Annotated in this window: 14 protein-coding genes; 5 read left to right on the top strand and 9 right to left on the bottom strand. The window is 55.6% G+C overall.

The window, feature by feature from the left end:
* Position 1 precedes the first annotated feature (1 nt).
* The 4 genes from LEPIL_RS19500 to LEPIL_RS19485 form a co-directional block, all read right to left on the bottom strand.
* Positions 2-418, bottom strand: a complete 417-nt coding sequence (locus tag LEPIL_RS19500; RefSeq protein ID WP_002775254.1) for a GtrA family protein — start codon at positions 416-418, stop codon at positions 2-4.
* A complete protein-coding gene (locus LEPIL_RS19495) occupies positions 415-1,467 on the bottom strand; it encodes a S1C family serine protease (protein WP_002775252.1) in 1,053 nt (350 codons plus the stop codon). Before LEPIL_RS19495 ends, LEPIL_RS19500 begins: the two co-directional genes overlap by 4 nt.
* A 165-nt stretch (positions 1,468-1,632) precedes the next feature.
* Positions 1,633-2,229 carry a Crp/Fnr family transcriptional regulator gene (locus tag LEPIL_RS22645; protein WP_002775251.1) on the bottom strand — a complete coding sequence of 199 codons (597 nt, stop codon included), beginning with the start codon at positions 2,227-2,229 and terminating at the stop codon, positions 1,633-1,635.
* A gap of 55 nt (positions 2,230-2,284) precedes the next feature.
* Positions 2,285-3,895, bottom strand: coding sequence for an NADP-dependent glyceraldehyde-3-phosphate dehydrogenase (locus LEPIL_RS19485; protein ID WP_002775249.1), 1,611 nt, complete (start codon positions 3,893-3,895; stop codon positions 2,285-2,287).
* Between the two features lie 138 nt (positions 3,896-4,033).
* Between LEPIL_RS19485 and LEPIL_RS19480 the strand changes: the two genes are divergently transcribed.
* From LEPIL_RS19480 to LEPIL_RS19465, 3 genes are read left to right on the top strand one after another with little or no spacing between them, the layout of a single operon-like run.
* Complete coding sequence (locus LEPIL_RS19480) at positions 4,034-4,912, top strand: helix-turn-helix domain-containing protein (protein ID WP_002775241.1); 879 nt, start codon at positions 4,034-4,036, stop codon at positions 4,910-4,912.
* Between the two features lie 59 nt (positions 4,913-4,971).
* Positions 4,972-5,532: a hypothetical protein gene (locus tag LEPIL_RS23610; RefSeq protein WP_002775239.1), complete on the top strand. Its 561-nt coding sequence runs from the start codon at positions 4,972-4,974 to the stop codon at positions 5,530-5,532.
* Positions 5,532-6,725, top strand: coding sequence for an NAD(P)/FAD-dependent oxidoreductase (locus LEPIL_RS19465; protein ID WP_002775238.1), 1,194 nt, complete (start codon positions 5,532-5,534; stop codon positions 6,723-6,725). The genes LEPIL_RS23610 and LEPIL_RS19465 overlap by 1 nt, the downstream gene beginning before the upstream one ends.
* A 101-nt stretch (positions 6,726-6,826) precedes the next feature.
* On the opposite strand, the gene LEPIL_RS19460 is transcribed toward LEPIL_RS19465, so the two are convergent.
* The gene (locus LEPIL_RS19460) at positions 6,827-7,006 is read right to left on the bottom strand and encodes a helix-turn-helix domain-containing protein (RefSeq protein WP_002775237.1); all 180 of its coding nucleotides are present in this window, start codon (positions 7,004-7,006) and stop codon (positions 6,827-6,829) included.
* A 174-nt stretch (positions 7,007-7,180) separates the two neighbouring features.
* The gene (locus LEPIL_RS19455) at positions 7,181-7,948 is read right to left on the bottom strand and encodes a GNAT family N-acetyltransferase (protein WP_002775236.1); all 768 of its coding nucleotides are present in this window, start codon (positions 7,946-7,948) and stop codon (positions 7,181-7,183) included.
* A 182-nt stretch (positions 7,949-8,130) separates the two neighbouring features.
* On the opposite strand from LEPIL_RS19455, the gene LEPIL_RS19450 reads away from it, so the two are divergent.
* Complete coding sequence (locus tag LEPIL_RS19450) at positions 8,131-8,898, top strand: SIR2 family NAD-dependent protein deacylase (RefSeq protein ID WP_002775235.1); 768 nt, start codon at positions 8,131-8,133, stop codon at positions 8,896-8,898.
* 6 nt (positions 8,899-8,904) lie between these two features.
* Here LEPIL_RS19450 and LEPIL_RS19445 read toward each other — a convergent pair whose 3' ends face one another.
* A complete protein-coding gene (locus LEPIL_RS19445) occupies positions 8,905-9,357 on the bottom strand; it encodes a Uma2 family endonuclease (RefSeq protein ID WP_157135120.1) in 453 nt (150 codons plus the stop codon).
* Positions 9,358-9,863: 506 nt separating this feature from the next.
* Between LEPIL_RS19445 and LEPIL_RS19440 the strand changes: the two genes are divergently transcribed.
* Positions 9,864-10,982, top strand: a complete 1,119-nt coding sequence (locus LEPIL_RS19440) for an esterase/lipase family protein (protein ID WP_002775233.1) — start codon at positions 9,864-9,866, stop codon at positions 10,980-10,982.
* 45 nt (positions 10,983-11,027) lie between these two features.
* Here the strand turns inward: LEPIL_RS19440 and LEPIL_RS19435 are convergent, their stop codons facing one another.
* Positions 11,028-12,173 carry a methyl-accepting chemotaxis protein gene (locus LEPIL_RS19435; protein WP_002775232.1) on the bottom strand — a complete coding sequence of 382 codons (1,146 nt, stop codon included), beginning with the start codon at positions 12,171-12,173 and terminating at the stop codon, positions 11,028-11,030.
* Positions 12,173-12,589, bottom strand: a complete 417-nt coding sequence (locus LEPIL_RS19430; RefSeq protein ID WP_002775231.1) for a hemerythrin domain-containing protein — start codon at positions 12,587-12,589, stop codon at positions 12,173-12,175. The genes LEPIL_RS19435 and LEPIL_RS19430 overlap by 1 nt, the downstream gene beginning before the upstream one ends.
* Positions 12,590-12,604 lie beyond the last annotated feature (15 nt).

The following is a 12,604-nucleotide window of genomic DNA, read 5'->3' as shown; positions in this document are numbered from 1 at the left end:
TTCATACGCTTCGGAAAGTCACAATCTTATTCAGGAGGAAATTCACGCCCGTATACACCACCATCGACGTACCCTGCGCCAGCCAGACCGGCACGCCCAGCCATTCCGTCTGCGCCAGCAAGGCCAGGAACTGAACGCCGTAACTCACGGCGAAGACCAGAAAGAAGGCCACGGCCTGCCTGCCCCAGTGTCCGCTGCTGCGAAACGTCCACTGTCGATTCATCACAAAGCTGTTCACGAAGCCGGCCGCATAACCGATCGCGTTTGCCATCAGATAAGAAAGGCCAAGCGCCGTAAGCCCGTAGATCAGAACAAGCGTGATGGCCGTATTGACCAGGCCCACAACGGCGAAGCGCACGGCCTCAAAAAACGTACGCCGGTGAAGCACCGGGGCGCTTCGGGAATCCGTATCGATCATTTCTCAGGACGCTGCCCGACATGCACCAGGACGGAAAGCTTTTTCTGCCCGCGGATTACGGCAAAGCGTACCGATTTTCCTGGCGGCATGGCCATGACAGAGCGGATCAGGTCTTCGGGATCAGAGAGTGGGCGTCCATCCATCGCGTAGATTACATCGCCAGGGCGGATGCCGGCCTTGCCCGCCGGTCCGTTCTGAAAGACGCCGGCCACAAACAGGCCCGTTTCGATCGGTAGATTCCCTTCTTTGATCATCTCGGGCGTGAGCGGGGCGATGCGGATGCCAATAAAACCGCGTACGATCTTTCCCTTCTGCCGCAGCTGATCGACGATCTCGCGCACGCGGTTGACGGGGATGGCAAATCCGATGCCGAGGTTGCCGCCCGTCTGCGAGAAGATCATGCGGTTCATACCGACGACCTCGCCGTCGAGATTGATGAGCGGACCGCCCGAGTTACCCGGATTGATCGACGCATCGGTCTGCAGATGGTCCATGCCCATGTCGTCGACGCCGCGTCGGGCGACGGCGCTGATCACACCGACGGTGAAGGTGCGGTCGAGGCCGAATGGGTTGCCGATGGCGACGGCCCAGTCGCCGACCTGTACTTTAGACGAATCGCCGAACTGCACGGGCTTCAGGCCCTTCGCCCCTTCAATCTTCAATAGAGCTATGTCGGTGAGCGCATCGGAGCCGACGATCTTCGCCTCGTACTCCCGTTCGTGGATGCGCACGCGCACGCGATCGAATCCGGCAACGACGTGATGGTTCGTACAGACGTAACCATCCTCGCTGATCACAAAGCCCGTGCCCATGCCCTGCTGACGCTGCGTCTGCGGAGTCCTCTGTCCGAAGAAATGCTGCATGAGCGGATCGGACTGCACCCTCACCGTACGCTCGGTCGCTATAAAGACGACGGAGTCCTGGTATTTCTCGTAGATCTGGTGAAAGGTATTCTGGAGCTCCCGCGCCTGCCCGCCCGGTTCGGCGTGAAGGGTGGCCAGGCTCAGCATCGCAAGGATGAGGATCAATCTCTGTGGCAATCGCATCATAACAGGTTCAATTTCGGAAGTTTCGCAATAAAATCAACCCGTATGAGAGGGCAGAAACAAAGATTTACAACCGCCGCGAAGCGACCGTACCTCCGGATTCGGGATTTTTTGGCTTGCCTGAGCATCCGGTCGAATTCATACATTCCGAACATCTATCCTGTTCTCTTAAACCAGATTCATACGCCGACGCAGACGAGAGAGGGCGACGTCAGTAATGCCCAGATACGAGGCGATCTGATAGTTGGGAATGCGGTAAGGAAAATCCTTATACTCATCGAGAAACGTGCGATACCGTTCTTCAAGCGACTCAAAGGTCATCGCCTGTCTCGATTCAAGACCGATCAACGCTCCTTCGGCGCTCACACGGCCCAGTCGATTCCAGCAATCGTTGCGATCGTAGAGTTTCAGCACGCTGTCGCGCCGCAGCAGGATCGTCCTCGTCGGGCGCATCGCCTGGATAAAGAACTTCGATGGAATCCCGCCGATCACAGAACGCATCGAGGCGGCAATCTGTCCCTCGCATAAAAAAGCCTGATTGTATTCGCGCCCGCCGCGACTCAGGTAATAAATGCGAACCGCTCCTTCGACAATCACGAACGAGGCCTGTGGATTGTCGCCCGCTCTCTGCAAGAATGCGCCGCCGGCAAAATCCTCCGCCACAAGGAACTGTGATGCATACTGCCACTCCACATCGGGGATGGGCGAGATTCGATCAATGATCGTGCGAAGGGCGGTAAATTCCTCAGCCGTGCATGCTCTCATCTTGCATGCTGATCGCCCGGCGAACGCATAGGTCAAGTGAATAACGCCACACAACTCAGAACAGGAAATCCGTCGAGATAAACGACGACAGACGCTCTTCTGTAATCTTTCGCAGCAGTGCACGATTTGCGTCGTTTTCTTTCGCCGCCACAAGCGTGCGGATGCTGAAGGCGCGCAGAGCATCCGATACGGATAACGTTCCTTCGGCCGATCCTTTGCGGCCTGTGAACGGAAAGACGTCAGGCCCTCGCTGACACTGACTGTTCAGGTTAACCCTGCACACCTGATGTACAAGCTCATCGACAAAATGCGCCACCTGCGCCGGATCTTCGCCGAATAATGATGCCTGTTGTCCGTAATGAGATTCGACGATCCAGTCAAGGGCCTCTTCGGGATCATCATAGGGCACGACAGGAACGACGGGGCCGAACTGTTCTTCTTCATAGGCCTTCATGCCTTTCTTTACAGGGTAAAGGATCGCCGGCAGAAAAAGCGGACCGAGATACCCTCCGCCGTATGCGGCGGCTCCCTGCGAAACGGCATCATCGACAAGCCCCTGCAGATACTGCGATTTGCCTTCGATGGGCAGCGGAGTGATCTGTACGCCGTCCAGATAGGGCATGCCAACGGAAAGAGAGGCCATCTTCTCGCGAAAGGCCTCGACAAACTGCTCGCCTTTATCACGAGGCACGAAGAAGATCTTGAGCGCCGTGCAGCGCTGCCCGTTGTAGCTTAACGCTCCGCGCAGGCATTCGTCGATGACCGACTCGATCTTCACGTCGGGAAGCAGGATGGCGGCGTTCTTCGCGCCCATGCCCAGAATGGCCCGCAGTTTATGCGGATGTGGATGCTCTTTCTTCAACTGATCGGCTACACGGCTTGATCCGATGAAGGCCAGCACATCCACCTTACCCGAACGCATAACAGGCGGAATGACGACGGGCCCGTCGCCATAGACGGTATTGACCACTCCCGGAGGAAAGCACTCCGCCATAGCCTCAAGCAGAGGGCCGTATAACAGGATGCCGTTTTTTGGCGGCTTGAAAAGTACCGTATTCCCCATAACAAGCGCGGGAATAAACGTCGCAAACGTTTCGTTCAGCGGATAATTGAAAGGCCCCATACAGAGCACAACGCCCAGCGGAGCACGGCGGATCTGCGCGAGAATGCTCTGCTCCACGGTAAAGCGAGCCGTCGATCGGGCGCCTTCTTTCACGGCGTTAAGCGTATCGCGAATATACTCGGTCGTGCGATCGAACTCCTTCTCGGCTTCGGATCGCGGCTTACCGATCTCAAAGACGATCCAGCGCACGATCTCTTCGCGCCTCTCTTCCATGCGTTTGGTGAACGCATGCACGGCCTGGATACGCTGCTCTGCCGAAAGGCGCGGCCACAGGCCGTTACCGCGATCCCAGGCGCGCACGGCGGCATCAAGGGCGCGCATCGCCGTCTCTTCGTCCATGGCCGGCGCCGACCCCAGATAGACGGGCTCAACGGAGTTATCCTTCTGCACGCAAACGGGCGAATAGACGTCGATCATCGGCCCCTTCCACTCTTCGATGCGCCCGTCGATGAGATAGCGACGCTGCTGTGTGGGAAGGCCGGGCGCCACATCGACGGGAAGCTCGGTCGGGAAGTATTTCAGAAGAGCGGAGTTTTCGGCCATACTCAACGCTTCATCCGGCCCTGGCGCAGTCAAGATCTAAGAATCAGCGGATTGCGGGGCGGCCTTTTCTGACCGGTTCAGAAATCAACGCCTGCGAACTGGCTTGCGCAATGGGCATGACATGCAAGGCTGGTGAGGATGAGCGAAAAACAGCTCTTCCCCCCTCTGCGTATCGACCAGATTATCGAAGGGATCACGACCGATAGTCCTATCCAGGATTTCCATATCGATCGCTTCGAGAGCTTTCGCCAGGTCATCCGCCATGCGACCTTCCCGCATCGCCACGACTTTTATAACATCATCCTGTTCACGGCCGGGTCAGGTCGCCACCGCATCGACTTTCACGACTATGAGATCCGGGCAGGCGTCACCTTCTTTCTGACACCGGGGCAGATCCACTCGTGGGAGCTCTCGGACGACGTACAGGGTTATAACATCCTCTTCTCGCGAAACTTCATCGAACGCAACTGCGCCTATCCGCCTCTGCTCGAACTGCCGTACTTTCACAGCCTCGATGAAGAGCCTCTTCTCAAAAATGATGCCGATCGCATCGAGCGGCCGATGCATCTGATCTACGAGGAGTTCCGACGCGGCAGAGAGGCCGATGCGAACATTCTTCGGGTGCTGACGAAGTTCCTGCTTCTTGAGGCGGCGCGCGCCTTTCCAAAAGCGGAGGCCGAACGATCCGACCTCTTTCGCCAGTTTGAACGCCTTGTCGACGAACACTTTCTGCGACTGCGAGCGCCCTCCGACTATGCAGGTCTTCTCGCCATTACCTCGAACTATCTGAACGTGCTCTGCAAGCGCCGCACCGGAAAAACGGCCGGCTCGCTGATCCGCGAACGGCTCGTGCTTGAGGCCTGTCGATTACTTGTTCACTCCGACGAGAAGATAGCCTATATTGCCGACCAGCTTGGATTCGAGGAGGCCTCATATTTCAGCCGCTTCTTTCGCAAAGAGATGGGCCGCTCTCCGGAGGCCTTCCGAACTGAAAATAAGTCTCAAATGAATAAATAGTGCCATAAAAAACCGGTTCCGTTTCTTTCACTTTTCCTGAAAATCATAACAATAGGGCCATGACGATTACCGTAGCCCTTGCCGCAGAATCTGACAGGACTCTGCGCCGAACCCATTTCGGTGCTGCTTCGCTCTACTCCATCCATCGCCGTAACGACGACGGCCAGTGGCAGCACATCGCCGACGTTGCAAACCCCGGATGTCACGGGCAGCATGGAAACCACCATGCAGAGGGATGTCGTGGTGAACACCACACAGAAGGCCACGCCCACCATCATGGGCAGGCATGCCGTGGCGAACATCACGGATCTGGTCATGGCCGGCACCGTGAAGAACACGAAGCCGGATCTGGCGAACACCGGCAGCCCCGCGGACCGGGAAGCAAGTTCCGCCATATCTTCTCGGCGTTGAAGAAGCATGACGTAAACGTCGTCGGCTCGGTGCAGTACGGACCGAACATCCGCAATCTGCGCACTGCCTTCACGCCCGTCGTCGTCAGCGAAGGCAGCGTCGATGACGCACTGGCCGCGATCGAGCGAAACCTCGATCAGGTCGACGAGCAGATCCGTGCCGGCGAGAATCGCCGCCATCTGATGCTGCGCGCCATCGAGCTCGGTTGATGAAGAAGCGAGTGCTCATTGCAGGCGGCGGCATCGCCGGAGTCGAAGCGGCGATTCAACTTCGCCGCGCCGGTATGCCGGTAACGCTGATCAGCAATCGGCCGTCGCTCTTTGTTTATCCCCTTTCTATCTGGGTGCCGACAGGAGAGCGGACGATCGAAGACGTGAGCATCGATCTCAAGCGACTGGCCGAAAGACACGGCTTTGATCTCGTGATAGACGAGGTTGCCGAGATTCAAATCAAGAAAAAGCAGCTGCGCCTGACGACAGCGGGATGGACGGCCTATGAGTATCTGATCGTCGGCCTCGGCGCGGGAAAAAGGCCGGTGAAAGGCATGGAGGAGCATACCCTCTCTATCTGCGCCTCACCCGATCAACATGACCGCATAAGAGAGAGGTTAGTCGAAATAATCGAAACCGGCAGCGGACGCATCGCAGTGGGTTTTGGCGGCAATCCCGACGATCCGTCTGCCGTGCGCGGCGGCCCTGCTTTTGAGCTCATGTTCAACATCGACCATCTGCTCAGAAAGAAAGGCGTACGTGATCGCTTTGAGCTGACGTTCTTCGCCCCGATGCCTTCTCCTGGAGCGCGTATGGGGCCCGATGCCCTTACGGCTCTCGGCAAGTTTTTCAAGCGATTGAACATCCGACGCCACTTCGGCGTTAAGATCACTGAGTTCAAAGAGAACGGTATCGCCTTCGAAGACGGCTCCTTTATTGAATCGGATCTTATCATCTATATTCCCGGTCTGGCAGGGCATCCGATTCTGAAGAAATCAGACATACCGCTCAACAAGGCCGGCTTCGTGCAGATCAACCATTATTGCGAGGTGATGCATAACTTCGATGATACTCTCGACGCGTATAACGTTTTTGCTATCGGCGATACGGCCGCCCTGGACGGTCCCGACTGGAGGGCGAAGCAGGGGCATATAGCAGAAGCGATGGCTCAGGCCGCTGTGTATAACATTCTCGCCATGGAGCGAGGCTCCACTCATCGAAGAGGATACTTTGAACATCTGAATATCATCTGCTTGATGGATAGCGGGAACGGAGCGGCCCTTGTTTTTCGAAGCGATCGACGGGCTTTCTTTCTACCGCTTCCCTTCATCGGACATGCCGTGAAGCGGCTATGGGGCTTCTACTACCGCAATACGAAACTCAAGCGGATACCACGGCTTCCCGGAATGTAGAAGCGACATGCACACGAAAACGTAAGAGAACTCCTGTTTCTCTGCCTGTTTCCCTGGTAGTTTGCCTCACAGATTCCCTTCTGTGAGGCCTTTTTTTCCTTTCAGGCGGGTTCCCAGTAGCAGCGTTTCGGCGATACGATCGCACCGCTTTCTTTTAAGAGTTTCATAGCCTTATCGATGTCTTTGCGCGGTAGCCCGGTCGCCTTTTCGAGCTCGCCGGCCTGTATGGGCTTGCCTGCCTTTTTCATCGCCTTCAATATGGTATCTGTCGCATCTGCCATGCAACGAAAACGTTGAAGTCGAAGCGGCGGTCAATTGCGATGATGAAGCGAGAGTGAACAGGAGTTGTTTTTGAGTTACAATCTCAGATGCGGTCTGAATGGCACCGATAGCGGACGAGTCTCCCGTGCAGGTTCGATCGGCCCTGCACGGGAGTGCGTTAAAAGAGAGAGGAGTCAGTCTTTCAGGTAGTGCTTCTCGTAGCGATCCGAGATCTTCTTTGAGTCGAAAAAGATAAAGAAGTCGGTCGTTCCAAAGACGGCATCGAGAGCCGGCTCGCCGCCGATTTTCGCTCCCACCTTCGTATAACCATGAAGCAGCGGCGGAATCTTCCACATGGCCGCCTTCAGATTCTCGGGTTGATGCAGAGGGTTAAACCCTTCCATGCGATGAGAGTTACGCGGCGTTACGCGCAGATCGGCGTCGACAAGGTGATTCTTCTCTCTAAAAAAAGCGAAGGCCTCGTTGGCGGTTTCGACGGTAGTGTCATGCACCGAGCCGCATCCCATCAGATAGCGGATGTCATGCTTCTTGATGTACCAGCCAAGGCCGGTCCACAGAAGACCGATGACCGATCCGTCTCTGTAATCGGGATGCACGCAGCTGCGGCCGATCTCAGCCGTTTCGTCTTTCAGGTCATAGATGCGAGACAGATCGAATTCGTTGTCGGAGTAAAAGCCGATGTTAGCGCGAGCGACGGAACCTCTCAGGAGGCGGTAGGTTCCGACGATGCGATCCTCGGACGCTCTGTCGACGACGATCAGATGATCACAGTAGAAATCATATTCATCGCGATCCTTGCATGTGGCGGCCGATTCGGGCAGGCCCTCGCCCAGTTCGCGATTGAACACGTCGTATCGAAGAGACAGTGTCTGCTCGATTTCAAGCTGGTTTTCTGCGAGACGCACTTCCAGCTGTTTCTCTTTTAACGCAACACCTTGCATGAGTTTTCCTCTCAGGTTAGATGTGCATAGCGTCGCCGTACTGTGTGATGATTGTGTGACAGTATGCGGTTTTCTATGTGACTCCTGAAGTCCTTCCGGAGTTTCAGAGTCCGGGCGGTTTCCGGGAGCGATTCGGATTCAAAATGACTTTACTGAATACGTCTGCGTCATCAGATTGAAACGTGCAGACGACCATAGAGCAGGCGGCCCGACTTTTCCTCGAACAGGACAACATTCTCGTTATCACCGGAGCAGGCATCTCAGCCGATTCCGGTCTGCCGACCTACAGAGGCGTGGGAGGTCTGTATAATACGGGCCAGACCGAAGAAGGTTATGCCATCGAAGACATCCTGTCGATTGATATGTTTGAGCGGCGTCCGGAGCTCACCTGGAAGTACCTGCTCGAACTTGAAAAAAGCAGCCGTGGACGCAGGCCTAACGCCGCCCATGAGACACTTGCCTATCTTGAGAAAAAAAAGAAACGGCTCTGGGTTCTGACGCAGAACGTCGACGGCTTCCATCATATGGCCGGCTCCGAGAAGCTCGTCGAGATCCACGGGAACCTGCATCGACTTTCCTGCACCGTCTGCGAACATGAAGAAGAAAGAGACGATTACATAGGCCTTGAGCTGCCGCCGGCCTGTCCGCAATGCGCCGGACTGATTCGCCCGCAGGTAACGCTGTTCGGTGAGGCCCTGCCTTACGAGGCGACCCGCGTCTATGAGCGCGAGATGAATCGGGGCTTTGACTGCGTCGTCGTCATCGGCACATCGGCGGTATTTCCGTATATATATGGCCCCGTCGTCGAGGCGGCGCGACACGGCATCCCGACGCTCGAAATCAATCCGGATCGCACGGAGCTGAGCAAGATCGTACGCCACTTTCTTCCGGGCAGGGCTGCTGAATCGATGCTTGCCATCCGCCGTATCGTTGACGAAGCCAATTCCTGATTCGCTTCACTGCGCCGGCGTATCGTGTGACGGCAAATCGCTCGACTCATACATCGACCAGCCCGTAAAAGCGGGCTCAAGACGCAGCTCGGGAAAGACCACAGAGAAGACCGCGTCCGTTCGCAGATCGAAGGCATGCGGCGGCAGGTAATAGCCTTCAAGTAGTACGTATCGGTCCAGCTCGCGCGTATCAAGATCAATGGCCCAGTACTCACGAATACGATGCCTTTCGTATAGTCGGAGGCGCGCCGCCGTAGTTTGCCTGCTCTGAACGTTAAAAAATTCGATAATGAGAGCGGGCATTTCAGACGCATCGGGAGCGATCTGTAGATGCGGGATAACGACGGAATCTTCACCTAAATGAAGCGGATGTGTTATGCGAACATGATAGTCGGGTGTTTCGAGCTGAGAGGCAAGCAGATGACCGAACTCTTCGAGCAAGGCCCTTTCTACTTGCATCGAGGCGACACGGGTTCCTGCGATCCTTTCTTCTACGATCTTTTCCACTTCAGTCCTATCAGGCTGCTGAAAAAGTCCATCCGTGGACTTTTTCGGCTGACGGATTTTTGAGCTAAGCCCAAAAATCCTTACAAAATGGCCTTTTTCCAAAAAGGCCATTTTGGCAAAACATCCTATTTTGCCTTAGCAGGCTGCTTTTTCAGCAGCCTGCTATCGCGTTCAGTCTATCAAAACACTTTCTGAGTCGGATGCCTGCTGGCTACAAGCTATCTCGTAAGAACACGTCTCAAAACCGGCTCTAAATGGTTATGACGTTCAAATCAACAGAGAGTCTGGAGCTCCTGCAAACATAGAGACCGATCAGTCTGCCGCCGGCAACAAACGTACGTCGATCCCTTTTTTCCTCGCGTCTTTTATTCTGAATCGAAATTCGATTGACGAAACCTTAACGTAAGCGGCAAGTTTTACGTCGGTCGGGTTTTTTCAACTCAACCGGGAAAAAGAACATGCGAAAAAACATTGCTATCTGGAGCCTCGCTCCAGCCATCCTTCTGGTCTTAGCGGCCGGAAATCTTCATGCAGGGGCAGCGCGTACGACCTACCCCGTTGTGTTTGCCCACGGTATGGCCGGGTTTGATGACCTTCTTGGCTACGACTACTGGGGCGATGACTATGGCACCTTTGTCGGCGATCCCTGCGACGAGTTTCTCGAAGTCTCGTGCAACAGCTATATCGACGCCGGACAGAAGGCCTTTGCCGCTCAGGTTCAGCCATTTCAGACCTCTGAGGTGCGCGGCTACGATCTGGCGAACGACACCGAAGGCTACATGGCCACCGTCGGCGCTTCTTATGTAAACATCGTCGGTCACTCGCAGGGCGGTCTCGATGCGCGCAAGGCGGCAAAAGAGCTGTACCTGCGTAAAGGACGTACCGTCGTAAAGGTGCTGATCAGCGTTTCGTCGCCTCACCGCGGCTCTCCGACGGCGAAGTACATCCTCGATCTGAAGCCCGGCGTCACAAACGTGATCAACGCCCTTGCGACGATCTTCGGCAATACGATCTACGGTTCGGGTAACGACGGCATCGCCGCGGCGAAGCAGCTCGTTTATAACGACTACGATGCGAACGACGGCAAGACGACGGGTGCGAAAGACTTCAACGTTAAGTATCCTGTGAGCTCGACCTATGCCTCGCGCTACGGCTCGCTGATGACGGCGCAGAACGGTCTGTCGGTGAATCCGGCTCTGTTCCTGCTTGTGAACGGCCTCTATGATATCGACGGCGACGGCTACTGCGTCGATGACTGCGATAACGACGGAGCGGCCGGTAAAGGCGACGGAAGTCGCACGGACCGTGACGATGACGGCCTTGTGGGTATCAATTCGCAGCAGATGGGTTATCGACTCTATTACACCGTCTACGGACTGGGTCTGTTCGATTATATCGGAACGGAATCGTCGACGGGTTATGTGTCGAACCTGAACGCTCCGACCTCGACGCAGATGACGTCGGCGACGGCGGTGATCGAACAGGATCACCTTGACGTTGTCGGAGTTCCGCCTGATACGTTCGATGAGATTGAATTCTACGCGGCTATCATCGACTACATAGCGTATTACGACTGATCGGCTGATGCAGGCTGCTTCTTCTTGAAGCGGCCTGCTATTCTGTTATTGAGCGCGAAAGCGTTCGAGAATCCCTTTCAGATCACTGTACTGAGCCTCGGCTTCGTCGGCGACGGCGGCCAGTTCATGCATGCGAAAGAAGTTCTTCTGCAAATCGTCAAGAATACCCTTCCCCGAAGAAAATACCTGATCGGCGGCGCGACGCTGCTCTTCCATACTTGAAAAAAGCTGCTTTGACTGATCGCGAAGCTCCCTTGAATTGATCAGGAACTGATTGACCTGTTCGCCCTGTTCACGGTTCTCAGCGGCAAAGCTTTCGAGCTGCGCTACTGCATGCTGCAGGCCTTTCAAAAGATCATCCAGTCGGCCCGATAGCTTCTGTTCAATGCTCTGATGTGCGCCGGCAAGCGAGCTTTCCGTCTGGTTCATCAGATCGAGAATATCCTTCACGCCCGTCATCGTACGATCGGCCAGACGCGAAACCTCCTGAGCGACGACAGCGAAGCCGCGACCGGCCTGACCGGCTCGAGCAGCCTCAATAGAAGCGTTCAGGGCGAGAAGATTCGTCTGATCCGATATCTCGGTAATGAAATCGACGATATCGGCGATGCGCTGGAAACCGGCATCGATTTCATTCATCGACTGCTTCACCTCAACAAGCGAGGCCTGGCCTTCCATTCCCTCTCTCGCCGACTTTCGAAACCTCTCTTCCAGCTCCTGCAGCTTCGTGCCCGAAGCGACAAGCGATTCGGATAACGCCATCCCACGGGCGAGCATCTTCTCCAGAATACTTGATTGCCGCTGCACATCCTCTTCAAGACGGGCGAGAATTCCACCTGCCTGCTGCAACAGCTGAAAGTAGGCCCGAAACTCCTGCTCCTGTCTCTCTTGAAACTGAAGCGCATCGTCGCTGATCTTGCGCATAGCTCCGCTTGTTTCGCGAAAGCGATACGACTCGAACTGGATGCGCTGAATCAGGTCTGATAAGGTTCGAAACCAGGGCGGAATGGACGCCATTCTGTCGGCCGGAATGAGAAGATTCATCGAACTCAAGCGATCGATGGCGTCGAGCAGGGGCGCATACTCTCGTCTCAAACGGCGACGTTCTCTCATGCGGATGAGAAAGATCGCAGGAATCAGGATAACGAGAAGAGCACCGGCGAAAAGAAGCGATAACAGAACCGGATTCATCAGATACGAGCTCCTTCGGCCATCGGATACAGCTCCTGATTCTCGCGACGAACGCGAGTGAAAAGCGCCTCAAGCAACCCGGCCGCCTCTTTCTGAAAAACGGCCGCATTCTCGCGCACGGCATTGACCGAGTACCATCGATCGATGAAGCCGACGACGACGGGTAGCAGGCTGCCCATCTCGTCCTGAAACTGCTTCGCCTTCGCCGCCACTCCGGCCACTTGCGATTGACGAAGAACGGGATAAAGAACGTGATCCTCAAGTGCAAGATGAAGCCGCAAAACGGCCATCAGCTCGGCAAGCACAGAAATGAGTGCAGCCTCATCCTGTCCGTCTTCAAGGCCTTTCTGTAATCGGACGGCAAGTTCCCCCAACCGCGCATGCTGTCCGTAGTAATCCTTCAGCCAGGGCTCCATAGTGTACCTCGAATA

Origin of the sequence: Leptonema illini DSM 21528 (genome assembly GCF_000243335.1) — a bacterium.
Lineage (GTDB): Bacteria > Spirochaetota > Leptospiria > Leptospirales > Leptonemataceae > Leptonema > Leptonema illini.
This window is presented reverse-complemented; position numbering and strand designations above follow the sequence as displayed.

Excerpts from the sequence above, each read along its gene's own strand:
- LEPIL_RS19465 (WP_002775238.1), top strand. The coding sequence starts at position 5,532 with ATGAAGAAGCGAGTGCTCATTGCAGGCGGCGGCATCGCCGGAGTCGAA.
- LEPIL_RS19445 (WP_157135120.1), bottom strand. The coding sequence starts at position 9,357 with ATGCAAGTAGAAAGGGCCTTGCTCGAAGAGTTCGGTCATCTGCTTGCC.
- LEPIL_RS19435 (WP_002775232.1), bottom strand. The coding sequence starts at position 12,173 with ATGAATCCGGTTCTGTTATCGCTTCTTTTCGCCGGTGCTCTTCTCGTT.
- LEPIL_RS23610 (WP_002775239.1), top strand. The coding sequence starts at position 4,972 with ATGACGATTACCGTAGCCCTTGCCGCAGAATCTGACAGGACTCTGCGC.
- LEPIL_RS19430 (WP_002775231.1), bottom strand. The coding sequence starts at position 12,589 with ATGGAGCCCTGGCTGAAGGATTACTACGGACAGCATGCGCGGTTGGGG.
- LEPIL_RS19500 (WP_002775254.1), bottom strand. The coding sequence starts at position 418 with ATGATCGATACGGATTCCCGAAGCGCCCCGGTGCTTCACCGGCGTACG.
- LEPIL_RS19460 (WP_002775237.1), bottom strand. The coding sequence starts at position 7,006 with ATGGCAGATGCGACAGATACCATATTGAAGGCGATGAAAAAGGCAGGC.
- LEPIL_RS19480 (WP_002775241.1), top strand. The coding sequence starts at position 4,034 with ATGAGCGAAAAACAGCTCTTCCCCCCTCTGCGTATCGACCAGATTATC.
- LEPIL_RS19495 (WP_002775252.1), bottom strand. The coding sequence starts at position 1,467 with ATGATGCGATTGCCACAGAGATTGATCCTCATCCTTGCGATGCTGAGC.
- LEPIL_RS19455 (WP_002775236.1), bottom strand. The coding sequence starts at position 7,948 with ATGCAAGGTGTTGCGTTAAAAGAGAAACAGCTGGAAGTGCGTCTCGCA.
- LEPIL_RS22645 (WP_002775251.1), bottom strand. The coding sequence starts at position 2,229 with ATGAGAGCATGCACGGCTGAGGAATTTACCGCCCTTCGCACGATCATT.
- LEPIL_RS19485 (WP_002775249.1), bottom strand. The coding sequence starts at position 3,895 with ATGGCCGAAAACTCCGCTCTTCTGAAATACTTCCCGACCGAGCTTCCC.
- LEPIL_RS19440 (WP_002775233.1), top strand. The coding sequence starts at position 9,864 with ATGCGAAAAAACATTGCTATCTGGAGCCTCGCTCCAGCCATCCTTCTG.